The sequence below is a fragment of the Pseudomonas sp. genome (assembly GCF_049653025.1).
In the GTDB taxonomy this organism is placed as follows: domain Bacteria; phylum Pseudomonadota; class Gammaproteobacteria; order Pseudomonadales; family Pseudomonadaceae; genus Aquipseudomonas.
This window is the reverse complement of record NZ_JBASFM010000011.1, coordinates 41,612-64,162: the sequence shown is the minus strand read 5'-3', so window position 1 is coordinate 64,162 and position 22,551 is coordinate 41,612. Positions and strand designations below refer to the sequence as shown.

The following is a 22,551-nucleotide window of genomic DNA, read 5'->3' as shown; positions in this document are numbered from 1 at the left end:
CCGGATGAAAATCCGGGGCTTTTTGCGTTTTAGGGCCTGCTCACTGTAGGCCCAGGCGTTTGGCCAGGCGGATCAGGTTGGCGCGGTCGATGCCCAGTTCGCGGGCGGCGGCGGCCCATTTGTGTTGGTGGCGGGCAAGCGCCTGGCTGATCAACTGTTTCTGGTAGGCGTCGAGGGCCTCGCGTAGCGGCAGCTCGTTGTGTGGCTCTGCGGCGCGTTGAGTTGCAGGCACTGCGACGGCTTGGCGGGTAGGCAGGTCCAAGTGCGCGCTGTCGATGCTGAGGATGCGCGGGCGTTCGCTGCAACCGGCCAGGGCCTTGAGGGCGGCGCGGCCGATCAGGTGTTCGAGTTCGCGCACGTTGCCCGGCCAGCTGTAGGCCAGCAGGTTGGCCTGAGCTTCAGCAGTCAGACGCAGGCTGCGTAGCCCCAGGCGGGCGCGGTTTTCTTCGAGGAAGTAGCCGGCCAGCAGCAACACGTCGCGGCCACGTTCGCGCAGCGCCGGGACTTTCAATGGATAGACGCTGAGGCGGTGGTAGAGGTCGGCGCGAAAGCGTCCGGCGCGCACTTCCTCGGCCAGGTCGCGGTTGCTGGCGGCCAGCACGCGCACGTTGACCCGCTGTTCCTGGTCGGCGCCGACCCGTTGCAGTTGGCCGCTTTGCAATACGCGCAGCAGCTTGGCTTGCGCGGCCAAGGGCAACTCACCGATTTCATCGAGAAACAGGCTGCCGCCATCGGCCAGTTCGAACTTGCCGCGGCGCTCGTTGTGCGCGCCGGTAAAGGCCCCGCGCACGTGGCCGAACAGTTCGCTTTCCACCAAATTGTCCGGCAGCGCCGCGCAGTTGAGGCTGATCAGCGGCTTTGCGGCGCGGGGCGAGGCGGCATGCAAGGCTTCGGCGACCAGCTCCTTGCCGACCCCAGTTTCACCGCTGATCAGCACACTCAGCTCGCTGTTGCCGACCAGCGCGATCTCCTCCTGCAGGCGTTTGTGCACGGCGCTCTGGCCGATCAGTTCACGCGGGCGTTGCTGGCCGGCGGCCTGTTTGTAGGCTTCGGCCAACTGGTGCTGATCCTCGGCGCGTTGCAGCAGCGCGTTGATCCGCTCGCTGGCCATCACGGTGGCGGCGGCCAGGCTGGCGAAGGCCTGCAGGTTGTCCAGATCGACCCGGCCGAAGCTCGCCGGGTCGAGCGAGTCGAGGGTCAGCAGGCCCCAGGGCTGGTCCTGCACATACAGCGGGCAGCCGAGGCAGTCGTGCACGGGCAGGTGGCCGCGATGGCCGTCGACCAGGCCGTCATAGGGGTCGGGCATCTCGCAATCGGTGGCAAAACGGGTCGGCCCGCGTTGCGCCAACAGCGCCTGCAGGCGCGGCTGTTCGCTGAGCTTGAAGCGCCGGCCGAGGGTGTCGGCGCTGAGGCCCTCGACGGCCAGCGGAATCAGCACCTCGCCATCGAGTTTGAGCAGCGCCACGGCGTCGCACGGCAATAGTTGCCGCAGCGCTTGCAGCAGGCGGCGATAGCGCTCGGCTTCCGGCAGCTCGCGGGACAGATCGGCGACCAGAGGAATCAGCGCGGTAAGCAGTGGATTTGTTGTCATAAGGACACGCTAGCTGTCATTAAGACTCGAAATGCCTGCTGTCATAAAGACACAAGTATTTATAAGTCTATGATTTATATAAATAAAATAATTGGCACGCTTCCTGTAATAGTCAGGGTGATATGAACCGCATCGCTGCGCAAGTGCAGCGTGTCGCCCTGACGAGGAAGCTCTATGTTGACCCCTGCACAAACCGCCCTGATCAAAGCCACCGTGCCCCTGCTGGAAAGCGGTGGCGAGGCCCTGACCCGGCACTTCTACCAGATGATGCTCAACGAGTATCCCGAGATGTGCGCGCTGTTCAATCAGGCGCACCAGGCCAGCGGCGGCCAACAGCGTGCCTTGGCCAATGCGGTGCTGATGTACGCCCGGCATATCGACCGGCTGGAGGCGTTGGGGCCTCTAGTAGGACAGATCGTCAACAAGCATGTGTCGCTGCAGATCCTGCCCGAGCATTACCCGATTGTCGGCAGCTGCCTGCTGCGGGCGATTCGGGAAGTGCTCGGTGCGGAGATCGCCACCGATGCGGTGATCGAGGCCTGGGCCGTGGCGTATGGGCAGCTGGCGGACATCCTCATCGGTGCCGAAGAGGCTGCTTACAGCGCCAACGCTAATGCTGAGGGTGGCTGGCGCGGAGCGCGCAGTTTCCGCCTGAGTCGCAAAGTGCAGGAGAGCGAGGAGATCGTCTCGCTGTACCTGGTGCCGGCGGACGGCGGCGCGCTGGCGGCATTCCAGCCGGGCCAGTACATCGGCCTGCGCCTGCTGCTGGACGGCGGCGAACAGCGCCGCAACTACTCGCTGTCGGCCTTGAGCAATGGCCGCGAGTACCGCATCAGCGTCAAGCGCGAGGTCGGCGGCAAGGTCTCCAACTACCTGCATGACCAGCTGCAGGTCGGTGACAGCCTGGAGCTGTTTGCCCCGGCGGGGAATTTCGTACTACGCGAGTCGGCCAAGCCGCTGGTGCTGATCACCGCGGGGGTCGGCATCACCCCGGCGCTGAGCATGCTGGAAGCAGCGCGCGACACGGGTCGCGATATCCACTTTATCCACTGCGCCCGGCATTCCGGCGTGCATGCCTTCCGCGACTGGATTGAGGCGCAGCGTGTTGAGCGGCCGCAGCTGCGCCATTACGTGTGCTACAGCGAGCCGCGCGAAGGCGATGCGGCCGATGCCGAAGGTTTGCTTAGTCTGGAGCAGCTAGAGCAATGGCTGCCCGAGCAGCGCGATCTGGATGCCTACTTCCTCGGCCCTAAACCGTTTATGGCGCAGGTCAAACGGCATCTGCAGCACCTCGGCGTGCCGGCGGCGCAGAGCCATTACGAGTTCTTTGGTCCGGCTAGCGCGCTGGACAGTTGAAACAAGGGCCTCGCCTACGTTTTTCAACGGCCTGCTAGCCGTCTCTACAGTACCCCGGCCTCACGCAGCGCGGCGATCTGTTCCGCGCTCAGGCCCAGATGGCGGGTCAGCACCTGTTCGGTGTGTTCGCCGAGCAGTGGTGGTGCGTTGCGGTATTCCACCGGGGTCTCGGACAGGCGTAGCGGGCTGGCGACCTGGGGTGTTGTGCTGCCCAGGCTATTGGGCAGGTCGATACGCAGGCCGCGGGCTTTGACCTGTGGGTCGTTGAACACCTGAGCCAGGTCGTTGATCGGCCCGCACGGCACGCCGGCGGCTTCCAGCAGCGTTACCCATTCGGCGGTGGTTTTGAATACCGTGGCCTGGCGCAGCAGCGGGATCAGCTCGGCGCGGTGGGCGACGCGGGCCTTGTTCGAGGAAAAACGCGAGTCGTCGATCAAAGCCGTAAGGCCGGCAACCTCGCACAGCTTGCGGAACTGCCTGTCGTTACCGACGGCGATAATGAAGTTGCCATCGGCCGAGGGGAAATCCTGGTAGGGCACGATATTCGGATGAGCGTTACCCAGGCGTTTGGGCGCGACCCCGGTGTTGAGGTAGTTCATCGCCTGATTGGCCAGGCAGGCGACCTGCACGTCGAGCAGCGCCACGTCGATATGCTGGCCGAGGCCGGACTGCTCACGTTGATTCAGCGCCGCCAGCACACCGACCGTGGCGTACAGGCCGGTGAGGATATCGGTGAGGGCGACGCCGACTTTCATCGGTCCGGCACCCTCCTCGCCATCCGGCTTGCCGGTCAGGCTCATCAGGCCGCCGAGACCCTGGATCATAAAATCGTAGCCTGCACGCTTGGCGTACGGGCCGTCCTGGCCGAAGCCGGTGATCGAGCAGTAGACCAGCCGCGGGTTGATGGCCTTCAGCGATTCATAGTCGAGGCCATAGGCCGCCAGGCCGCCGACCTTGAAGTTCTCCAGCAGCACGTCGCAGTTCTGCACCAGCTCGCGCACCAGGCGCTGGCCTTCCGGCTGGGTAAAATCCAGGGTCACTGACTGTTTATTGCGGTTGGCGCTCTGGAAGTAGGCCGCTTCGCGCGAGTCGTTGCCCTCGGCGTCTTTCACATAGGGCGGACCCCAGTGGCGGGTGTCGTCGCCGCTGTCGGGGCGCTCGACCTTGATCACCTCAGCGCCCAAGTCACCGAGAATCTGCCCGGCCCAGGGCCCGGCCAGCACGCGAGACAGGTCGAGAACACGGATATGCGATAGGGCACCGGGCATAGCGAAGATTCCTGCGTAGGGTGGATGAGGTTTTATCCATCCACCATGCGGTAGAGGCGGTGGATGAACAGAGTGTCATCCACCCTACGGTTAGAGGGCGTAAGTTCGCGGGCAGCTTTAAAAGAACGCCTGCAGACCGGTCTGCGCGCGGCCGAGGATCAGCGCATGGACGTCGTGGGTACCTTCATAGGTGTTCACCACTTCCAGGTTGACCAGGTGGCGGGCCACGCCGTACTCGTCGCTGATGCCGTTGCCGCCGAGCATGTCGCGGGCCATGCGGGCGATATCCAGGGACTTGCCGCAGCTGTTGCGTTTCATCATCGAGGTGATTTCCACCGCGGCGGTGCCTTCGTCCTTCATCCGACCCAGGCGCAGGCAGCCTTGCAGGGCCATGGTGATCTCGGTCTGCATGTCGGCGAGCTTCTTCTGGATCAGTTGGGTCTGCGCCAGCGGGCGACCAAACTGTTTGCGGTCGAGGGTGTACTGACGCGCGGTGTGCCAGCAGAACTCGGCCGCACCCAGCGCGCCCCAGCTGATGCCGTAGCGGGCTGAATTCAGGCAGGTGAACGGGCCTTTCAGGCCACGCACGTCAGGGAAGGCGTTCTCTTCCGGGCAGAACACGTTGTCCATCACGATCTCGCCGGTGATCGAGGCGCGCAGGCCGACCTTGCCGTGGATGGTCGGAGTGCTCAGGCCCTGCCAGCCTTTTTCCAGCACAAAGCCGCGGATCTCGCCGGCGTCATCCTTGGCCCAGACCACAAACACATCGGCGATCGGGCTGTTGGTGATCCACATCTTGCTGCCGCTGAGGCGGTAACCGCCGTCGACCTTCTTCGCCCGGGTAATCATCGAGCCTGGGTCGGAGCCGTGATCCGGCTCGGTGAGGCCGAAGCAGCCGATATATTCGCCGCTGGCCAGTTTGGGCAGGTACTTCTGCTTGGTCGCTTCGTTGCCGAATTCGAAGATCGGCACCATCACCAGCGACGACTGCACGCTCATCATCGAGCGGTAGCCGGAGTCGATGCGCTCGACTTCGCGGGCGATCAGGCCGTAGCACACGTAGTTCAGGCCGCTGCCGCCGTATTCGGCAGGGATGGTCGCGCCGAGCAGGCCGGTGTCGCCCATCTCGCGGAAGATCTTCGGGTCGGTCTGCTCATGGCGGAAGGCTTCGAGCACGCGCGGGGCCAGCTTGTCGGCGGCGAACTGCTGGGCGCTGTCGCGCACCATGCGCTCTTCTTCGGTCAGTTGCTGGTCGAGCAGTAGCGGGTCGATCCAGTTAAAGCTTGCCTTGGCCATCGCGAAAACCTCGAATTCAGACAGTGATAGGGCGGTTGTGTGCGCAGCTAGACTGCGCCCGCAGTTGATGTGGGATTGATCCTAGGCGGCTTGTGGCAGACAGGCAAACGAGGATTGTGCACGCAATTGTGCGTATTACTCACTTCGAGATAGGCTTGTGTGGCATTTTTAGCCAAATAAAGTGAGGGTGACGCACAGATGCGCCGCAAGATCCCCAGCACCGCCGCGCTGATCGCCTTCGAGTCGGCGGCGCGCCACCAGAGCTTTACCAAGGCCGCCGAGGAACTGGCGCTGACCCAGGGCGCGGTGTGCCGGCAGATCTCCGGGTTGGAGACCTTCCTTAATATCGAGCTGTTCCGCCGCTCGCGCCGTGGGGTGAAGCTGACTGAAGCTGGGCAGTCCTATGCGCGCCGGGTGGCCGGCCAGCTCGATGCGGTGGAGCGCGACACCCTGGCGGTGATGGGCCAGCAGGGCGCAATGAGCATCGAGCTGGCGGTGGTGCCGACCTTTGGTACGCAGTGGCTGCTGCCGCGTCTGAAGGACTTTCAGCGGTTGCACCCGGAGATCACGGTCAACTTGACCAACCGCACCCGCCCCTTTCTGTTTGCCGACACCGAGTTCGACGCGGCGGTGTATTTCGGCGATGGCGACTGGTCCGGTACCCAGGCGCACTTGCTGATGCGTGAAAATCCGATGCCGGTGTGCAGCCCGGCGCTGCTCGCCGGGCAGGCTGCGCTTAGCGCCGAGCAGATCGCCAGCCTGCCGCTGTTGCAACAGACCACGCGGCCCTATGCCTGGCGTCAGTGGTTCAACGCCCAGGGGCTGGACAGCCCACGGGATATGAGCGGGCCGCGTTATGAGCTGTTTTCCATGCTGGCCCAGGCGGCCATGCATGAGATGGGCGTGGCGCTGATCCCGCCGTTCCTGATCCGCCGCGAACTCGACGAGGGTCACCTGGTGATGGCCTCGACGCACAGCCTGGCCAGTGACAAGGCCTATTACCTGATCATCCCCGAACGCAAGCTGGAGTCGGCGGCCCTGTTGCTCCTGCGCGACTGGCTGGTGCGGGAAGCGGCGGCTTATGCCCTGGCCAGTGGTTTGAAATAGGCAACAGTTGCCAAGGTCCTGACGCAAAATCCCGCCAATTGTCCGTCGACTGAGCTTTAACTGGGCCGTCGCTCGGCGGCGAGAGCCCATGCAGGCTGGGTCGTCGCTCAATGCTGACCCCGTAGTCAGCTATCTGGGTTGCTACACTTGCAACCGCGCCTACCGGCCGAAAGTGTGGTGTTTTTTGCACACTCACCCCACTGCAGAGCCCTGAATCAGTGGCTTTGCCCTGTAACTGGCGGCTCAGCCGCTGATCTGATGGCGCAGCATTTCCGTCAAGAATATGGGTGCGTCATAAAACCGCGCCTTCCTGGCTGCAAGCCAGGCAGCACAAGGCTTCGTCGGGTTTTGCGAGCGACAAGGTCACCCGGTGACTTGTAGTTATCACCAGGTTTTACTTCATAACGGCTTGATGACCATGCCCTTCGCCTGCAAAATGCCGCGCCCCGCCTGCGTCAGTGCTATTTGCCGGCCGGGTTTGTGCTGATCCTCCCCAACGCCCGCGTGCCATCCGCAGTGCGCCGGTTCACCAAAAAGATCACGCAGGAGAATTGAAGTGCACATCGGTGTTCCTCTCGAAACCCATGCTGGTGAGACGCGCGTTGCCGCAACTCCCGAAACCATCAAGAAGCTGATTGGCCAAGGCCATCAGGTCACAGTACAAACCGGTGCCGGCGTTAGCGCGAGCATTCCGGACAGTGCTTATCAGGCTGTTGGCGCGGCTATCGGCAACGATGCTGCCGCTTTTGGTGCCGATCTGGTGCTGAAAGTGGTTGCCCCGACCGACGCCGAACTGGCCCACATGAAAACCGGCGCTGTGCTGGTTGGCATGCTCAACCCGTTCAGCAACGAGACCATCGCGCGCATCAATGCCCGCGGCGTTACTGCCTTCGCCCTGGAAGCCGCCCCGCGCACTTCCCGTGCGCAGAGCCTGGACGTGCTCTCGTCGCAAGCCAACATCGCCGGCTACAAGGCCGTGCTGCTGGCCGCGCACCACTACCCGCGCTTTATGCCGATGCTGATGACTGCTGCCGGTACCGTTAAGGCCGCGCGCATTCTGATCCTCGGTGCTGGCGTTGCCGGTCTGCAGGCCATCGCCACGGCCAAGCGCCTGGGTGCGGTGATTGAGGCCTCCGACGTACGCCCTGCTGTTAAAGAGCAGATCGAGTCGCTCGGTGCCAAGTTCGTCGACGTGCCGTTCGAGACCGATGAAGAGCGCGAATGCGCCCAGGGTGTTGGCGGCTATGCCCGGCCGATGCCAGCTTCGTGGATGGAGCGTCAGGCCAAGGCAGTGCACGAGAAGGCCAAGCAGGCCGATATCGTCATCACCACTGCGCTGATCCCGGGCCGCAAGGCACCGACCCTGCTGCATGCCGCCACCGTGGCGGAAATGAAGCCAGGCTCGGTGATCATCGACCTCGCTGCAGCGCAAGGCGGCAACTGCCCGCTGACCGTCGCCGAGCAGGTGGTGGTGCAGCATGGCGTGACCATCGTCGGCCACAGCAACCTGGCGGCCCTGGTGCCGGCCGATGCTTCGGCGCTGTACGCACGCAATTTGCTGGACTTCCTCAAGCTGGTTATCGACGGCGAAGGCAAGTTCCACCTCAACCTTGAAGACGACATCGTCGCCGCGTGCCTGATGTGCCGTGACGGCAACGTCGTGCGCACTAACGGCTAAGGGGAGCACCGCTCATGGATATGATTTCCGACGGCATCTACAACCTGATCATCTTCGTGCTGGCCATCTATGTGGGCTACCACGTGGTGTGGAACGTGACTCCGGCCCTGCACACCCCGCTGATGGCGGTGACCAACGCGATTTCCGCGATCGTTATCGTCGGTGCCATGCTGGCCGCGGCACTGACCGTGACCCCGCTGGGCAAGACCATGGGCACCCTGGCCGTGGCGTTGGCCGCGGTTAACGTGTTCGGTGGCTTCCTGGTTACCCGGCGCATGCTGGAAATGTTTAAGAAGAAAGCGCCGAAAGCCGCTGCGGTGGAGAAACACTGATGAGCATGAATCTGATCACTGTTCTCTACCTCGTCGCCTCGATCTGCTTTATCCAGGCGCTTAAAGGCCTGTCGCACCCGACTACGTCGCGTCGCGGCAACCTGTTCGGCATGATCGGCATGGGTCTGGCGGTGCTGACCACCGTCGGCCTGATCTACAAGCTCGGTGCTGAAATCGCCACCCAGGGCATCGGTTACGTGATTGTCGGCCTGCTGGTCGGCGGTACCGCTGGCTCGGTGATGGCCAAGCGCGTGGAAATGACCAAGATGCCGGAACTGGTCGCCTTCATGCACAGCATGATCGGCCTGGCCGCGGTGTTTATTGCCATTGCTGCCGTGGTTGAGCCGCAGTCGCTGGGTATCGTTGCGGCGCTGGGTGATGCGATCCCGGCCGGTAACCGTCTGGAGCTGTTCCTTGGTGCGGCCATCGGTGCCATCACCTTCTCCGGTTCGGTGATCGCCTTCGGCAAGCTCTCGGGCAAGTACAAGTTCCGCCTGTTCCAGGGCGCACCGGTACAGTTCAAGGGCCAGCACTGGATCAACCTGGCAGTCGGCCTGGCGATTCTCGGTCTGGGTCTGTACTTCACCTTCACCGGTAACCTGACCGCATTCGCCATCCTGCTGGCTCTGGCCTTCGTGATCGGCGTGCTGATCATCATCCCGATTGGCGGCGCAGACATGCCGGTAGTCGTGTCGATGCTCAACAGCTACTCGGGCTGGGCGGCGGCCGGTATCGGCTTCTCGCTGAACAACTCGATGCTGATCATCGCCGGTTCGCTGGTGGGTTCGAGCGGCGCGATCCTCTCGTACATCATGTGCAAGGCGATGAACCGTTCGTTCTTCAACGTGATCCTCGGTGGTTTCGGTGGCGCGGCTGAAGCTGCTGGCCCAGCCGGTGCTCAGGAAGCTCGCCCGGTTAAGTCTGGCTCGTCTGACGACGCGGCTTTCCTGCTGACCAACGCCGACACCGTGATCATCGTTCCGGGTTACGGCCTGGCGGTTGCCCGTGCTCAGCACGCGCTGATGGAGCTGGCGGAGAAGCTGACTCACCGTGGCGTCACCGTGAAGTACGCGATCCACCCGGTTGCCGGTCGTATGCCTGGCCACATGAACGTGCTGCTGGCTGAGGCCGAAGTGCCTTACGAGCAGGTGTTCGAGATGGACGACATCAACTCCGAGTTCGGCCAGGCCGACGTGGTGCTGGTGCTGGGCGCCAACGACGTGGTCAACCCGGCGGCGAAGAACGATCCGAAGTCGCCGATCGCCGGTATGCCGATCCTCGAGGCTTACAAAGCCAAGACCGTGATCGTCAACAAGCGCTCGATGGCCAGCGGTTATGCCGGCCTGGACAACGAACTGTTCTACCTGGACAAGACCATGATGGTCTTCGGCGACGCCAAGAAAGTCATCGAAGATATGGTTAAAGCGGTCGACTAAACCTCGCTGCAACGTTGTAGAAAAAGCCCGGCCAAGTGCCGGGCTTTTTTATGGCCTGTGATTTTCTGTCCGTTCGATCAGAAAAGTGCTTTTACCAGGGTAAAAACTGAAAAACAGGTCAGCTGTAACAAGAGTGCAATCTGTAATTGTACCTATTGCTATTCACTGCGCTTTGGCTTGTTTTGCAGTTGTTTTATCTGAGTCTGTACGGTTTTTAGGCTAAAGCACTTATGGCCAGTACAGTTGTGTATAAAACAAGCAAAACAGTTACAAAGCAAACTATCTATTTGTACTGCAATTTCATCCAGCTGTGGCTACAGCGAAGCGGAGGTAACGGCAATAATTCTCCCATCGCAACACACCACTGACCCGCCACAAGCGGAAGGATGACCACCATGGAACGTACCCTCAGTTCCGACCTGTTTTTCGATCACAGCCAAGTTAACGGCACCAGCGCCCTGCCGCTGCGTATGTTTACCTCCGTCCTGCAATGGCAGCGCCGCGTTATCAGCCGCCGCCAGCTTGCACGTCTGGACTCCCGCCTGTTGGCGGATGCCGGCATCAGCGAAGCCCAGCGCTACGCCGAGTTGAGCAAGCCTTTCTGGCGTTAATTGTTCTGCAACACCGATTTCTGCTCCTCCCTTGATGGGATTTTTGGAAGCTCCAGCGCCTAGCGTGCTGGGGCTTTCTTTTTATCTGCTGGGCAAAAGTGCTCCAGGCAATTTTTTGTCCGCAACAGTCTGCGGGCGCAGAAGCGGTACAGTTTCTGTTGTCCATGAACTGCATCAGCACAATTGTGCGGTGCTGTGTCTGCTCCTTTGCTCTACGTCCGCGCATCCTAGGTTGCCATCCCCCGTCTTTGACAAGGAAGCGCGCCATGGAACGCACACTCAATCGCGACAAGTCGCCCTCTGCACAGATCAGCCGTCCGTACTGGCTAAGCCTTTACGCCCGACTGCGGCAGTGGCAGCGCAACGGCCGAACCCGGAGGCAACTGGCGCGGCTCGATAGCCGCCAGTTGGCCGATGCCGGGATCAGCGAGGCGCAGCGCCAGCTTGAACTGGACAAGCCGTTCTGGCGTTAAGCCCGGTGCCGGAGAAAAGCCGAACAATCAGTGTCTACACTGAACCTGCCTGGTTGTCGGGCATGCAAAGGAGCTTGAATATGAACGTGATGCGTACGCTTGGCTTGGCGACACTGCTGGCGTTGGCCGGCCAGGCCAGTGCCACCAGCTTTGTGGTCACTACCGATGCCGTGGTCGGTGCGGTGGGGGCCACGTCGGAAGCGACGTCCGATGTGTCGTCGTCGTTTGGTGATGACAAGATCGTCCTCGCCGCGCGAGATGATGCCGCCACTTTTGTCGCCAGCCAGGGCGGCATCCGTGGCGTGCAACTGGAGGCCGCCCTCAAGCATATTCGCCAGCAAGCTCCGACATTACAGGGCGATGACATGCAACTGGCTGCGGCGATTCTCAGCCTCTAGTTGTTAGCTGTTTCACGCTTGGGCGGGTGGGGTTGAACTGCGGTCGACAATCGGCATCCAAGGCAGCCATCATTGTGCTCGGCTGTTATTCGGAGATGCATATGTACCCTGTTTTACGCGGCGCGGTATTCGTTGTGGCCCTGTTCAGCGCCACTGCCCAGGCGCAGACCCTGGTTGCCACCAGCAATATCATCGTGCGGGCGCTTGACCGCAGTTTCGACTTCACTTCGGACACCACCACCTCGGTGCGTGACATGAAAGTCGTGCTGCAGGCGCGTGATGACGCGGCCAGTTTCGTTGCCAGTCAGGGCGCGATTCGCGGTGCCCACCTCGAGGCGGCACTCGGTACTTTGCGTCAGCGCCTCCCTGAAGCGCAGAACGCATCCGATCAGGTGCTGGCAGAAGCCATCCTCGCCCTGTGAGAGGGCTGCGTTACTGGCTGCTGAGCTGGGCCTTGCTGGCCAGCTGCGCCAGTCATGCCGACCTGCGTGTGCGGCTTGAGGCTGACAGTCTCAGCCCGGCGCAGCAGCAGGCCAGTCAGGCGCTGGTGGATGAAGCGCTGAGCGCCCTGCCGGCGCAGTTCAAAAAACGTCTGGATCGCCGCGTCAGCCTGCGCTGGCGCGAGCTGCCGGCCGAGGTGTATGGCCGCGCCGGGCGGTTTAGTGGCATCGAGCTGAATGCCGGTTTGTTACCGACGCTGCTCGATGGCCGCGCGGCGAGCGCGCCAAGCGGGCGGCCACATGGCACGGTACGGCGCGAATTGCTGGCCACCGTGGTGCACGAACTCAGCCATCTGTATGACCGCGCGCAGCTCTGGCCTGAGTATGACCAGCGTCTGCAACGGCAGTGTCGCCAGCGTCAGGCCAGCATCGGCGCGGTGGGCCTGCCGGACCGGTGCCGCGGCCAGACCACACGGCGCTTCACCCTCAGTGATGACCCGCGCTTGCTCGATCTGGCCGGCTGGGCGCAGCAGGTCGGTCGCCGGGGCGCACGGGATGAGGAAAACCACCAGGTCGCGCGCAGCCCGGACCGCTACGAGCTGAGCAATCCGCGCGAATTCGTGGCGGTGAATATGGAGTACTTCCTCCTCGACCCCAGTTACGCCTGCCGCCGCCCTTCTTTGGCGCGCTACCTGAGCGCGCATTTCGCCTGGACACCGGCGAACCAGCAGCCCTGCGCCGAAGGCCTGGCCTACCTGAATGCCGGGCGGGATTTCGCCCGGCAGCCGCTGGGCAGTATCGATCCGCAGCGGGTTTACCAGGTGGATTACCTGCTGGCCGAGGCCAACGATGTGCTGGCCAGTCGCTGGGGGCACAGCATGTTGCGCCTGGTGATCTGCGCGCCTGGGCGGCCGCGCGGGCCGGACTGCCGGCTGGATATGCAGGAACACCTGGTGCTGTCCTACCGTGCCTTTGTCGGCGACGTGCAGCTGTCCAGCTGGGATGGCCTGACCGGCGTTTATCCGTCGCGGCTGTTCGTTCTGCCGCTGGCCCAGGTGATCGAGGAGTACACCAAGGTCGAACTGCGCAGCCTGGCCTCGGTACCGCTCAGGCTGGACCGCCCGCAGCTGGAGCAACTGGTGACCCGCGCCGCCGAGCAGCACTGGAGTTACGACGGCGACTACTGGTTTCTCTCCAACAACTGTGCCGTGGAAACCCTCAAGCTGCTGCGCAGTGGCAGCCAGCATCCGCGCCTGCAGGCACTAGACAGCATCATGCCCAACGGCCTGCTCGATACCCTGGTGGCCCGCGACCTGGCCGATCGCAGCGTGCTCGATGACCCGCGCGAAGCCTTGCGCCTGGGGTACCGTTTCGATTCCTACCGCGAGCGTTACCAGGCGATGTTCAAGGTGTTGCGCGAGCACTTGCCGATTGCCCAGGGCCAGGTCGAAGACTGGCTGGCGCTGCCCGCCAGTGAGCGCCGAAGCTGGTTTGCCCGGGCTGATCTGCGCACCAGTGCGGCCCTGTTGTTGCTTGAGCAGGCGGCGTTGCGCCGGCAGTTGCTGCTGGCCCAGGACGAACTCAAACGGCGTTACCTGAGCGGCCGTGACACGCATGACCCGAGCCTGGGCAAAGCCGGCGGTGCGTTGCAGCAGATTCTCGCCAACAGCGGCTTTCTCAGTCGCCCGGCCGAGCTGCTCGATGCGGGTTATGGCCTGCCGCAACGCGCCGAATGGCAGCGTCTGGAAACCGAAAGCCAGGCGCGTCAGCAGCAACTGCGCCAGCTCAGCGACGACCTTGATCAGGAAGTACGCACCCTGCTGGAGCCGACGCGTCTGGCCGAACTGCAGGCCAACGAGGCCAATCTCAGCCAGCTCGGCGAACACCTGCGTGCACTGCACAAGGCCAGCGGTGGCCTGGTCTTGCCCTAGGGGATGTACTCCTGCTGTTGCTCGGGCAGCTGTGGATCGACCTGCAGCCAGGACAGCCGGTTCTGCACCCAGATATGCCGATCCGCCGCAGCCCGCTCGGGGCAATCGAGGGTGGCGATGGTGATATCCAGGCTGCCCGGGCTGAGCGTGGTAAACAGCGTCAGGTGCGCGCCGCAGGTCGGGCAGAAGCTGCGCGTGCAGCTGGCTGACGAGGCGTATTCACGCGGCGTGCCGGCCAGCCAGCGAAAGCTCGTCAGCGGCACGGTGATCCAGGTGGTGACGATGCCGCCGGTGGTGCGTCGGCAGATTGAGCAATGGCAGTGGGCAATGTTCCGCAGCGGCGCTTCGAACTCATAGCGCAAGGCCCCGCACTGGCAACCGCCTTGATGGATAGCGGACATAGGCGTTCTCGTCGTGACGATCAGGTAAAACAGCCTAATCCCGACCTCGACCTTGCGTCACCCCATGTGGCTGCTCAAGATGGCGGCTTGGCTGTGACTGGAGGTTGCCGTGCTGGAGTTGCTGTTGGCCCTATGGCCATTGTTCGCCTTGATCGTGGCCGGCTATTACCTGCGCCGTTGGGCGTTTCCCAATGAGGCGTTCTGGCCGGGTGCCGAGCGGCTGAACTATTTCATTCTGTTCCCGGCGCTGCTGTTCAGCAGTTTGGCCAATGCGCCGCTGGATAACCCCGCGTTGCCGCGCCTGGCTCTGGCCGTGCTGCTGGCGTTGGGCATTGCCTGGCTGGCTCTGTTGGTGTTGCGGCGTTTGCGCGGTTGGCCGGCGGGGCGCTTCGGCGCGTTTAGCCAAGGCATTCTGCGCTTCAATACCTATCTTGGATTGGCCGCCGTCGGCAGCCTGTTCGGTCAGCCAGGGCTGACTCTGGCGGCGTTGATGCTGGCGCTGATGGTGCCGACGGTGAATGTGCTCTCGGTATGGTCGCTGACCGCCGAACGCGGCGTCAGTGCGCGCAGCCTGCTGCTGCCGATCCTGAAGAACCCGCTGATCCTCGCCTGCCTCGGTGGTGCGCTGGTCAACCTCAGTGGCCTTGGCTTGCCGGGCGGCAGTGATCGTCTGCTCAGCTTGCTGGCGGCAGCCAGTTTGCCGCTCGGGCTGCTCTGCGTCGGTGCGGCGTTGAAGCCGGAACAGTTGGGCGGGGAGATTCCGGCGCTGAGCTGGAACAGCCTGCTGCGTCTGCTAGCCATGCCGCTGTTGGCCTGGACAGTGGCCTATGGTCTGGACTTGCCAACGATGGAAAGCACTGTGCTGGTGCTGTTCTTTGCCCTGCCAACCGCGCCAACGGCCTATGTGTTGACCCGCCAGCTGGGCGGCGACAGCCAGTTGATGGCGGGCATTATCACCCTGCAGACCTTGCTGGCGGCGGCCAGCCTGCCGTTGATCCTGAGCCTGCTGGCGGGTTGACGGTCTATCGGCGCGCAGCGACAGCAGGTGCTTGGTGGCTCCGACAAATAACTGTATATATAAACAGTTATTTGTCGGAGTCGAGCCATGTCCGTTTCCTTGCCGCCGCGCGGTCGCGGTACCGCCACCAATCCGTCCAATCGCTTTGCGCCGACGCGCATCATCGCCACTGATGATGGCTGGTTTCAGGAAGTGCCGCCGAGTCGCGCCACCGAGGTGCGTACGGAACTCGCCAAGACCATCATCACCCGTAACCAGTCGCCGGATCTGCCGTTCGACCGCTCGCTCAATCCCTATCGCGGCTGTGAGCATGGCTGCATCTACTGCTACGCCAGGCCGAGCCATGCCTACTGGGATCTGTCGCCCGGGCTGGATTTCGAGACCAAGCTGATCGCCAAGAGCAACGCCGTGGCTCTGCTCGAACAGCAGCTGAGCAAGCCGGGTTATGTCTGTGCGCCGATCAACCTGGGTTCCAATACCGACCCTTATCAACCGATCGAGCGCCAGCATCTGCTGACGCGTAACAGCCTCAAGGTGCTGCTCGACTATCGCCATCCGGTGACCATCGTCACCAAGGGTTCGCTGATTCTGCGTGACCTCGACCTACTCACTGAGCTGGCGCAGCAGCGCCTGGTGGCGGTGATGATCAGCCTGACCACCCTGGATGATGAGCTCAAGCGCATCATGGAGCCGCGGGCGGCGGCTCCGGCGGCGCGTTTGCGGGCGATCCGAGTGCTGCGTGACAACCGCATTCCGGTCGGCGTGCTGTGTTCGCCGATGATCCCGATGATCAACGACATGGAGCTGGAGCACTTGCTGGCGGCGGCCAAGGACGCCGGCGCGCAGAGCGCCAACTACATGCTGCTGCGCCTGCCGCGTGAAGTCGCGCCGCTGTTCGAGGAGTGGTTGCAGGCGCATTACCCGCAGCGCGCCGAGCATGTGCTCAGTCTGATCCGCCAGAGCCGTGGTGGTGCGCTGTATGACAGCCGTTTTGGCCTGCGTTTTCGCGGTGAAGGGGCCTTTGCCGAGTTGCTCGCGCAACGGTTTGCCCTGGCCAGTAAACGTCTAGGGCTGCAGCGGCGCGAGGGGTTCAATCTCGATTGCACGCGTTTTTGTCCGCCAGGTGGCCAGCTGGCGCTGCTTTGAGTTGCTGTCTGAGTCATCGGAGGTAACACTTGGCATGTGACTCGCTAGCGGCCTTGGCTGTCGTTTTAGCAGCGTTTAATCAGGCTCACAGAGGTCGCAAACATGCCATACAAGCATCAGTTGATTCCGCTGCAGGGGCGCACAGGCACCGAGACTGCCGAGGAAGCCCTGCAAAGCATCGTCGATGGTTTCCAGCGCTTTCGCAGCGAGATCTTTCCGCAGCAGGAAGAGCTGTTCAAGAAGCTGGCCACCGCGCAGAACCCGCGCGCGATGTTTATCACCTGCGCCGACTCGCGGGTGGTGCCTGAGCTGATCACCCAGAGCTCGCCGGGCGACCTGTTCGTCAACCGCAACGTCGGCAACGTGGTGCCACCCTACGGGCAGATGATGGGCGGGGTTTCTACTGCTATCGAGTACGCGGTGGTGGCGCTGGGTGTGCAGCACATCATCATCTGCGGGCATTCCGACTGCGGCGCGATGAAGGCAGTGCTAGACCCGGCAGGCCTGGAACGCATGCCCACGGTAAAAGCCTGGCTGCGGCATGCCGAGGTGGCGAAAACCGTGGTGGCGGAAAACTGTGGCTGTACCGACCACAACACCCTGGGCATTCTCACCGAGGAAAACGTCGTGGCGCAGCTCGACCACTTGCGCACTCACCCTTCGGTGGCTTCACGCCTGGCCTGCGGCCAGCTGTTTATCCACGGCTGGGTGTATGACATCGAAACCAGCGAGATCAAGGCCTACGACGCGGAAAAGGGCGAGTTTCGCCTGATCGGCGACGGTCCGCTGCCGATGGCCACGCCGCGCGCGCGCTACCTGCCGAGCAGCTAGTCGGCAGTCGCACGCGTTCTGCCAGAGTCCGCGTCGCTAGCCAGCGGCGCGGGTTTCATCCAGCTGCAATTCCACCCCGAGCTGACGCGACAGGCATGGCCAACGCAGCCAGGCCGCCTCGGTTTGTGGGTTGTGCAAACGCTCGCGGTAGGCCAGCACCGAGTCCTGGGCAAAGCTGGCGTCATCCAGCATGCCCTCGACGGCATGGTGCACGGCTTCATCCAGCTGGTTGGCGAAAGGCTCGCCGATCAGCTGGTGGGCGATCAGGTTGGCCACCGTGGTGTCCAGCGGGATCAGCGGCGCACCTAGATGGGCGATATAGCGGTCATTCACTTCCTCGACCAGGCGATGCGCCAGATAGGCCTCATCGAGCAGCCCCTCAAGTCCCTCATGGCCGTTCATCAGCGCGGGTGGTTGCAGGAAAAACTGTTCGGCCACCGTGAGCACCGGCTTGATCTGCGCCTCGATTCCCGCCTCAAAGGCTACCTGCTGCGCGGCCTGCAGCATTTCCGGCACCTGCTCGATATAGGCGCTGACAAAACCCTGCAGCACGCCCTCGGTGCCATCGTTCGGCAGGCGAATGGCCGGGTGCAGGCGGCCCAGTTGTGCCTGCATCTGACTGGCGAGATGCCCCGTACTGGCTTCGTGCTGATGCGCCCGTTGGATCAGCGCGTGTAAAGCGGCGATGTTCATGACTGCTCCTGAAATGAGGACATGGGCGAGAACCTTAGCTGGCTGAGAGGCGCTGCTAAGACTCGATTGTCATAATTTCTAAACAGTTATGCGAGTCGGCTATATGTGATGGTCCGGATTTCGCCCTATCCCACAGCCGCCGCGGTCTTTAGCGCGTGGCCTGCGCCCGGTTGTTCATTTCGGTTTTCGCGTTGCCAGCTGCAAGTCCGTGTCTATACTCGAATTCGAAAGGCAGTACCTGATAACACCGGGGATGTCTCGGCATGGAGAGGTTTCGTCAGCATTCTTACTGTGATGGATGCCCGACACCTCAGCCACAGGCGGACCCGGCGGGATAACAAGAAAAATTAAGGGGAACCCGCAATGATGCGACATCCACGAGTCTGGATGGGCCTCCTGTTGTGGTTGGTATTCAGCTCGGCGCAGGCCGGCTGGGGCATCAATATGATGCCGGGTGCCACCGAGGTCAGCCGCTCAGTATTCGATTTGCACATGACCATCTTCTGGATCTGCGTCGTGATCGGCGTGATCGTGTTTGGTGCCATGTTCTGGTCGATGCTTGTCCACCGCCGCTCCACAGGTCAGGAGCCCGCCCACTTCCATGAAAGCACCACGGTCGAGATTCTCTGGACGGTCGTGCCGCTGGTCATCCTGGTGGTGATGGCGATACCCGCCACCAAGACCCTGATCGAGATCTACGACTCCAGCGAGTCGGAACTGGATATCCAGGTCACCGGCTATCAGTGGAAATGGCACTACAAATACCTGGGCGAAGACGTCGAGTTCTTCAGCAACCTGACCACGCCGCAAGAGCAGATCCACAACAAGGCCACCAAGGGTGAGCATTACCTGCTGGAGGTCGATGAGCCGTTGGTGGTTCCGGTCGGCACCAAGGTGCGCTTCCTGATTACCGCCGCCGACGTGATCCACTCCTGGTGGGTACCGGCCCTGGCGGTGAAGAAAGACGCCATCCCTGGCTTTATCAACGAATCCTGGACGCGCATCGATGAGCCCGGCATCTACCGTGGCCAATGCACCGAGCTGTGCGGCAAGGATCACGGCTTTATGCCCGTGGTGGTCGAGGCCAAATCGAAAGAGGACTACGCCACCTGGCTCGCCGAGCGCAAGCAGAAAGCTGCTGCCGAGAAGGAGCTAACCAGCAAAGAGTGGACCATGGATGAGCTGATGAGCCGCGGCGAGAAGTCCTACCAGACCAACTGCGCCTCCTGCCACCAACCGACTGGCGAAGGCCTGCCGCCGATGTTCCCGGCCCTCAAGGGCTCAGCCATCGCCACCGGACCGGCTGCCGGGCATATCGGCATCGTGGTCAACGGCAAGCCCGGCACCGCCATGGCCGCTTTCGGTAAGCAACTGTCGGAAGTAGATATCGCCGCCATCATCACCTACGAACGCAATGCCTGGGGTAACAAGGTCGGTGACATGGTCACCCCGAAAGACATCCTCGCGTTCAAAAAGGCTCAGGAGTAAGGACATGAGTGCAGTGATTGACCACGGTCATACTGACCACCACCATGGCCCGGCCAAAGGTTTGATGCGCTGGGTACTGACCACCAACCACAAAGACATCGGCACCATGTACCTGTGGTTCAGCTTCGCCATGTTCCTGCTCGGTGGCAGCATGGCCATGGTGATTCGCGCCGAGTTGTTCCAGCCGGGCCTGCAGATCGTGCAGCCGGAATTTTTCAACCAGATGACCACCATGCACGGCCTGATCATGGTTTTCGGTGCGGTGATGCCGGCGTTCGTCGGCCTGGCCAACTGGATGATTCCGCTGATGGTCGGCGCGCCGGACATGGCTCTGCCGCGGATGAACAACTTCAGTTTCTGGCTGCTGCCGGCCGCGTTCAGCATGTTGGTCAGCACGCTGTTTATGGAAGGCGGCGGCCCCAACTTCGGCTGGACTTTCTACGCGCCGCTGTCGACTACCTACGCGCCGGAAAGCGTGACCTTCTTTATCTTCGCCGTGCACCTGATGGGCATCAGTTCGATCATGGGTGCGATCAACGTGGTCGCCACCATCCTCAACCTGCGTGCCCCCGGCATGACCCTGATGAAGATGCCGCTGTTCGTCTGGACCTGGCTGATCACCGCGTTCCTGCTGATCGCGGTGATGCCGGTACTGGCCGGTTGCGTGACCATGATGCTGATGGATATCCACTTCGGCACCAGCTTCTTCAGTGCCGCCGGTGGTGGTGATCCGGTGCTGTTCCAGCACGTGTTCTGGTTCTTCGGCCATCCCGAGGTGTACATCATGATCCTGCCGGCGTTCGGCGCGGTCAGTGCAATCATCCCGGCCTTCGCCCGCAAGCCATTGTTCGGTTACACCTCGATGGTCTACGCCACCGCTTCAATCGCCTTTCTGTCGTTTATCGTCTGGGCGCACCATATGTTCACTGTGGGGATACCTCTCACGGGTGAGCTGTTCTTTATGTACGCGACCATGCTGATTGCCGTGCCGACCGGGGTGAAGGTGTTCAACTGGGCCAGTACCATGTGGCGCGGCTCGATGACCTTCGAGACGCCGATGCTGTTCTCCGTGGCCTTCGTCATCCTGTTCACCATCGGCGGCTTCTCCGGCCTAATGCTGGCCATCGCCCCGGCGGACTTCCAGTACCACGACACCTACTTCGTGGTGGCGCACTTCCACTACGTGCTGGTGCCCGGGGCGATCTTCGGCATCTTCGCCTCGGCCTACTACTGGCTGCCGAAGTGGACCGGCCATATGTATGACGAGACCCTCGGCAAGCTGCACTTCTGGATGAGCTTTATCGGCATGAACATGGCGTTCTTCCCGATGCACTTTGTCGGCCTGGCCGGCATGCCGCGGCGGATTCCCGACTACAACATGATGTTCGCCAACTTCAACATGGTCTCCAGCGTCGGTGCATTTATGTTCGGCGCTACCCAGTTGCTGTTCCTGTTTATTGTCATCAAGTGCATCCGTGGCGGTAAACCGGCTGCGGCCAAGCCCTGGGACGGTGCCGAAGGGCTGGAGTGGACCGTGCCGTCACCGGCGCCGTACCACACCTTCACCACGCCGCCTGAAGTGAAATAAGGACGCCTGCCGATGAGTGAAGCCCTGTCGACCCGCCGCCTGGTTATCCGCTTGTCACTGGTGGTAGTCGGCATGTTTGGCTTCGGCTTCGCTCTGGTGCCGATCTACGACGTGATGTGCCAGGCCTTTGGCATCAACGGCAAGACCGCTGGTGCCTACGAGGCCGTGCAGGACGGCGTGGATCAGTCGCGGCAGGTGCGCGTGCAGTTTCTCGCCACCAATGCCGCCGACATGGTCTGGGAGTTCCGCCCGCAGGCCGATGAGGTGGTGGTACATCCGGGGGCCAGTACGCAGATGCTGTTTGTCGCCTACAACCCAACGGACAAGCCGATGACCGCCCAGGCGATTCCCAGCGTGGCACCGTCCAAGGCAGCAGCCTATTTCCACAAGACCGAATGCTTTTGCTTTACCCAGCAGGTTTTGCAGCCCGGCGAGCGCATCGAAATGCCGGTGCGCTTTATCGTTGATCAAGCGTTACCCGCCGATGTACGCCACCTGACGTTGGCTTACACCCTGTTCGATATCACTGCGAGTAAACCGTCTGTAGCCCAGGCGACTCCATAAGGAGAATAATAAATGTCGAGTCACGAGCAGTATTACGTTCCCGCACAAAGCAAGTGGCCGATCATTGCCACCCTTGGCATGCTGTTTTCGGTCTACGGCGTCGGTACCTGGTTCAACGACATGAAGGCCGAGCGGGCCGACTCTAATGGCCCGCTGATCTTCTTCGTCGGCGGCCTGTTCCTCGCCTACATGTTGTTCGGCTGGTTCGGCAATGTGATCAAGGAAAGCCGCTCCGGCATGTACAGCCCGCAGATGGACCGTTCATTCCGCTGGGGTATGAGCTGGTTTATCTTTTCCGAAGTGATGTTCTTTGCCGCGTTCTTCGGCGTGCTGTTCTACGTGCGCACCTGGGCCGGCCCATGGCTTGGCGGCGAGGGCGACAAGGGCGTCGCCAATATGCTCTGGCCGAATTTCCAATACACCTGGCCGCTGCTTAACACGCCAGATCCCAAGCTCTACCCGGCACCCAGCGGGGTGATCAGCGCCTGGGGCCTGCCGCTGCTCAACACCATCCTGCTGGTGACCTCCAGTTTCACCCTGACCTTTGCCCACCACGCGTTGCGCAAGAACCACCGCAAGCAGCTGAAGCTCTGGCTGGCGCTGACGGTGATCCTGGGCATCGCCTTCCTGGTGTTTCAGGTCGAGGAATATATCCACGCCTATACCGAACTGGGCCTGACCCTGGGTTCGGGCATCTATGGCGCGACCTTCTTTATGCTCACCGGTTTTCACGGCGCCCACGTGACTCTGGGGGCCTTGATGCTGAGCATCATGCTGATCCGCATCCTGCGTGGCCATTTCACCCCGGATCAGCACTTCGGTTTCGAGGCGGCGGCCTGGTACTGGCACTTCGTCGATGTGGTGTGGATTGGCCTGTTTGTCTTCGTTTATGTGCTGTGACGAGA

At 62.1% G+C, this 22,551-nt stretch carries 22 protein-coding genes; 17 read left to right on the top strand and 5 right to left on the bottom strand.

What is annotated here, in order from left to right; genetic code table 11:
* Positions 1-40: 40 nt before the first annotated feature.
* On the bottom strand, positions 41-1,591 hold the full coding sequence (gene norR / locus WBK23_RS09760) for a nitric oxide reductase transcriptional regulator NorR (RefSeq protein ID WP_424483782.1): 1,551 nt from the start codon (positions 1,589-1,591) through the stop codon (positions 41-43).
* A 174-nt stretch (positions 1,592-1,765) separates the two neighbouring features.
* Between norR and hmpA the strand changes: the two genes are divergently transcribed.
* Complete coding sequence (gene hmpA / locus WBK23_RS09755; protein WP_424483781.1) at positions 1,766-2,947, top strand: NO-inducible flavohemoprotein; 1,182 nt, start codon at positions 1,766-1,768, stop codon at positions 2,945-2,947.
* Between the two features lie 44 nt (positions 2,948-2,991).
* On the opposite strand, the gene WBK23_RS09750 is transcribed toward hmpA, so the two are convergent.
* Together WBK23_RS09750 and WBK23_RS09745 are read right to left on the bottom strand one after the other, a co-directional pair.
* Positions 2,992-4,215, bottom strand: coding sequence for a CaiB/BaiF CoA transferase family protein (locus WBK23_RS09750; protein ID WP_424483780.1), 1,224 nt, complete (start codon positions 4,213-4,215; stop codon positions 2,992-2,994).
* Between the two features lie 117 nt (positions 4,216-4,332).
* A complete protein-coding gene (locus tag WBK23_RS09745; RefSeq protein WP_424483779.1) occupies positions 4,333-5,511 on the bottom strand; it encodes an acyl-CoA dehydrogenase in 1,179 nt (392 codons plus the stop codon).
* A 198-nt stretch (positions 5,512-5,709) separates the two neighbouring features.
* Between WBK23_RS09745 and WBK23_RS09740 the strand changes: the two genes are divergently transcribed.
* The 9 genes from WBK23_RS09740 to WBK23_RS09700 all read left to right on the top strand — a co-directional run bounded on the left by WBK23_RS09740 (position 5,710) and on the right by WBK23_RS09700 (position 13,917).
* Entirely contained in the window at positions 5,710-6,618 is a 909-nt protein-coding gene (locus WBK23_RS09740; RefSeq protein ID WP_424483778.1) for a LysR family transcriptional regulator, read from the top strand.
* A 556-nt stretch (positions 6,619-7,174) separates the two neighbouring features.
* Positions 7,175-8,296, top strand: a complete 1,122-nt coding sequence (locus WBK23_RS09735) for a Re/Si-specific NAD(P)(+) transhydrogenase subunit alpha (RefSeq protein ID WP_424483777.1) — start codon at positions 7,175-7,177, stop codon at positions 8,294-8,296.
* Between the two features lie 14 nt (positions 8,297-8,310).
* Positions 8,311-8,628, top strand: coding sequence for an NAD(P) transhydrogenase subunit alpha (locus WBK23_RS09730; RefSeq protein ID WP_090378897.1), 318 nt, complete (start codon positions 8,311-8,313; stop codon positions 8,626-8,628).
* A complete protein-coding gene (locus tag WBK23_RS09725) occupies positions 8,628-10,064 on the top strand; it encodes an NAD(P)(+) transhydrogenase (Re/Si-specific) subunit beta (protein WP_424483776.1) in 1,437 nt (478 codons plus the stop codon). Before WBK23_RS09730 ends, WBK23_RS09725 begins: the two co-directional genes overlap by 1 nt.
* 395 nt (positions 10,065-10,459) lie before the next feature.
* Positions 10,460-10,675, top strand: coding sequence for a DUF1127 domain-containing protein (locus tag WBK23_RS09720; RefSeq protein WP_424483775.1), 216 nt, complete (start codon positions 10,460-10,462; stop codon positions 10,673-10,675).
* A gap of 266 nt (positions 10,676-10,941) precedes the next feature.
* Positions 10,942-11,148, top strand: a complete 207-nt coding sequence (locus WBK23_RS09715; RefSeq protein ID WP_424483774.1) for a DUF1127 domain-containing protein — start codon at positions 10,942-10,944, stop codon at positions 11,146-11,148.
* An 80-nt stretch (positions 11,149-11,228) separates the two neighbouring features.
* The gene (locus tag WBK23_RS09710) at positions 11,229-11,546 is read left to right on the top strand and encodes a DUF2388 domain-containing protein (protein WP_424483773.1); all 318 of its coding nucleotides are present in this window, start codon (positions 11,229-11,231) and stop codon (positions 11,544-11,546) included.
* Between the two features lie 101 nt (positions 11,547-11,647).
* On the top strand, positions 11,648-11,968 hold the full coding sequence (locus WBK23_RS09705) for a DUF2388 domain-containing protein (RefSeq protein WP_424483772.1): 321 nt from the start codon (positions 11,648-11,650) through the stop codon (positions 11,966-11,968).
* The gene (locus WBK23_RS09700; protein WP_424483771.1) at positions 11,965-13,917 is read left to right on the top strand and encodes a DUF4105 domain-containing protein; all 1,953 of its coding nucleotides are present in this window, start codon (positions 11,965-11,967) and stop codon (positions 13,915-13,917) included. The genes WBK23_RS09705 and WBK23_RS09700 overlap by 4 nt, the downstream gene beginning before the upstream one ends.
* Here WBK23_RS09700 and WBK23_RS09695 read toward each other — a convergent pair.
* Positions 13,914-14,318: a GFA family protein gene (locus tag WBK23_RS09695; protein ID WP_424483770.1), complete on the bottom strand. Its 405-nt coding sequence runs from the start codon at positions 14,316-14,318 to the stop codon at positions 13,914-13,916. The two genes, WBK23_RS09700 and WBK23_RS09695, sit on opposite strands and share 4 nt — an antisense overlap.
* 97 nt (positions 14,319-14,415) lie before the next feature.
* Here WBK23_RS09695 and WBK23_RS09690 point away from each other — a divergent pair, with 97 nt between their 5' ends.
* From WBK23_RS09690 to WBK23_RS09680, 3 genes are all read left to right on the top strand, one after another.
* Positions 14,416-15,336: an AEC family transporter gene (locus WBK23_RS09690; RefSeq protein ID WP_424483819.1), complete on the top strand. Its 921-nt coding sequence runs from the start codon at positions 14,416-14,418 to the stop codon at positions 15,334-15,336.
* An 87-nt stretch (positions 15,337-15,423) separates the two neighbouring features.
* Positions 15,424-16,482, top strand: coding sequence for a PA0069 family radical SAM protein (locus tag WBK23_RS09685; protein WP_424483769.1), 1,059 nt, complete (start codon positions 15,424-15,426; stop codon positions 16,480-16,482).
* 102 nt (positions 16,483-16,584) lie between these two features.
* On the top strand, positions 16,585-17,313 hold the full coding sequence (locus tag WBK23_RS09680; RefSeq protein ID WP_424483768.1) for a carbonic anhydrase: 729 nt from the start codon (positions 16,585-16,587) through the stop codon (positions 17,311-17,313).
* Positions 17,314-17,349: 36 nt separating this feature from the next.
* On the opposite strand, the gene WBK23_RS09675 is transcribed toward WBK23_RS09680, so the two are convergent.
* Positions 17,350-18,006, bottom strand: coding sequence for a hypothetical protein (locus tag WBK23_RS09675; protein ID WP_424483767.1), 657 nt, complete (start codon positions 18,004-18,006; stop codon positions 17,350-17,352).
* Positions 18,007-18,369: 363 nt separating this feature from the next.
* On the opposite strand from WBK23_RS09675, the gene coxB reads away from it, so the two are divergent.
* From coxB to WBK23_RS09655, 4 genes are read left to right on the top strand one after another with little or no spacing between them, the layout of a single operon-like run.
* Entirely contained in the window at positions 18,370-19,494 is a 1,125-nt protein-coding gene (gene coxB, locus WBK23_RS09670) for a cytochrome c oxidase subunit II (RefSeq protein WP_424483766.1), read from the top strand.
* A 4-nt stretch (positions 19,495-19,498) separates the two neighbouring features.
* Positions 19,499-21,082: a cytochrome c oxidase subunit I gene (ctaD, locus tag WBK23_RS09665; RefSeq protein WP_424483765.1), complete on the top strand. Its 1,584-nt coding sequence runs from the start codon at positions 19,499-19,501 to the stop codon at positions 21,080-21,082.
* 12 nt (positions 21,083-21,094) lie between these two features.
* Entirely contained in the window at positions 21,095-21,646 is a 552-nt protein-coding gene (locus WBK23_RS09660; RefSeq protein ID WP_424483764.1) for a cytochrome c oxidase assembly protein, read from the top strand.
* A 12-nt stretch (positions 21,647-21,658) separates the two neighbouring features.
* Complete coding sequence (locus tag WBK23_RS09655) at positions 21,659-22,546, top strand: cytochrome c oxidase subunit 3 (protein WP_424483763.1); 888 nt, start codon at positions 21,659-21,661, stop codon at positions 22,544-22,546.
* The last annotated feature ends 5 nt before the right edge of the window (positions 22,547-22,551 follow it).

What these genes read in the sequence shown, in the direction of transcription:
- WBK23_RS09725 (WP_424483776.1), top strand. Translation starts at nt 8,628, where the DNA reads ATGAGCATGAATCTGATCACTGTTCTCTACCTCGTCGCCTCGATCTGC.
- ctaD (WP_424483765.1), top strand. Translation starts at nt 19,499, where the DNA reads ATGAGTGCAGTGATTGACCACGGTCATACTGACCACCACCATGGCCCG.
- WBK23_RS09685 (WP_424483769.1), top strand. Translation starts at nt 15,424, where the DNA reads ATGTCCGTTTCCTTGCCGCCGCGCGGTCGCGGTACCGCCACCAATCCG.
- WBK23_RS09675 (WP_424483767.1), bottom strand. Translation starts at nt 18,006, where the DNA reads ATGAACATCGCCGCTTTACACGCGCTGATCCAACGGGCGCATCAGCAC.
- WBK23_RS09720 (WP_424483775.1), top strand. Translation starts at nt 10,460, where the DNA reads ATGGAACGTACCCTCAGTTCCGACCTGTTTTTCGATCACAGCCAAGTT.
- norR (WP_424483782.1), bottom strand. Translation starts at nt 1,591, where the DNA reads ATGACAACAAATCCACTGCTTACCGCGCTGATTCCTCTGGTCGCCGAT.
- WBK23_RS09705 (WP_424483772.1), top strand. Translation starts at nt 11,648, where the DNA reads ATGTACCCTGTTTTACGCGGCGCGGTATTCGTTGTGGCCCTGTTCAGC.
- hmpA (WP_424483781.1), top strand. Translation starts at nt 1,766, where the DNA reads ATGTTGACCCCTGCACAAACCGCCCTGATCAAAGCCACCGTGCCCCTG.
- WBK23_RS09695 (WP_424483770.1), bottom strand. Translation starts at nt 14,318, where the DNA reads ATGTCCGCTATCCATCAAGGCGGTTGCCAGTGCGGGGCCTTGCGCTAT.
- WBK23_RS09715 (WP_424483774.1), top strand. Translation starts at nt 10,942, where the DNA reads ATGGAACGCACACTCAATCGCGACAAGTCGCCCTCTGCACAGATCAGC.
- WBK23_RS09750 (WP_424483780.1), bottom strand. Translation starts at nt 4,215, where the DNA reads ATGCCCGGTGCCCTATCGCATATCCGTGTTCTCGACCTGTCTCGCGTG.
- WBK23_RS09680 (WP_424483768.1), top strand. Translation starts at nt 16,585, where the DNA reads ATGCCATACAAGCATCAGTTGATTCCGCTGCAGGGGCGCACAGGCACC.
- WBK23_RS09660 (WP_424483764.1), top strand. Translation starts at nt 21,095, where the DNA reads ATGAGTGAAGCCCTGTCGACCCGCCGCCTGGTTATCCGCTTGTCACTG.
- coxB (WP_424483766.1), top strand. Translation starts at nt 18,370, where the DNA reads ATGATGCGACATCCACGAGTCTGGATGGGCCTCCTGTTGTGGTTGGTA.
- WBK23_RS09710 (WP_424483773.1), top strand. Translation starts at nt 11,229, where the DNA reads ATGAACGTGATGCGTACGCTTGGCTTGGCGACACTGCTGGCGTTGGCC.
- WBK23_RS09730 (WP_090378897.1), top strand. Translation starts at nt 8,311, where the DNA reads ATGGATATGATTTCCGACGGCATCTACAACCTGATCATCTTCGTGCTG.
- WBK23_RS09655 (WP_424483763.1), top strand. Translation starts at nt 21,659, where the DNA reads ATGTCGAGTCACGAGCAGTATTACGTTCCCGCACAAAGCAAGTGGCCG.
- WBK23_RS09745 (WP_424483779.1), bottom strand. Translation starts at nt 5,511, where the DNA reads ATGGCCAAGGCAAGCTTTAACTGGATCGACCCGCTACTGCTCGACCAG.
- WBK23_RS09740 (WP_424483778.1), top strand. Translation starts at nt 5,710, where the DNA reads ATGCGCCGCAAGATCCCCAGCACCGCCGCGCTGATCGCCTTCGAGTCG.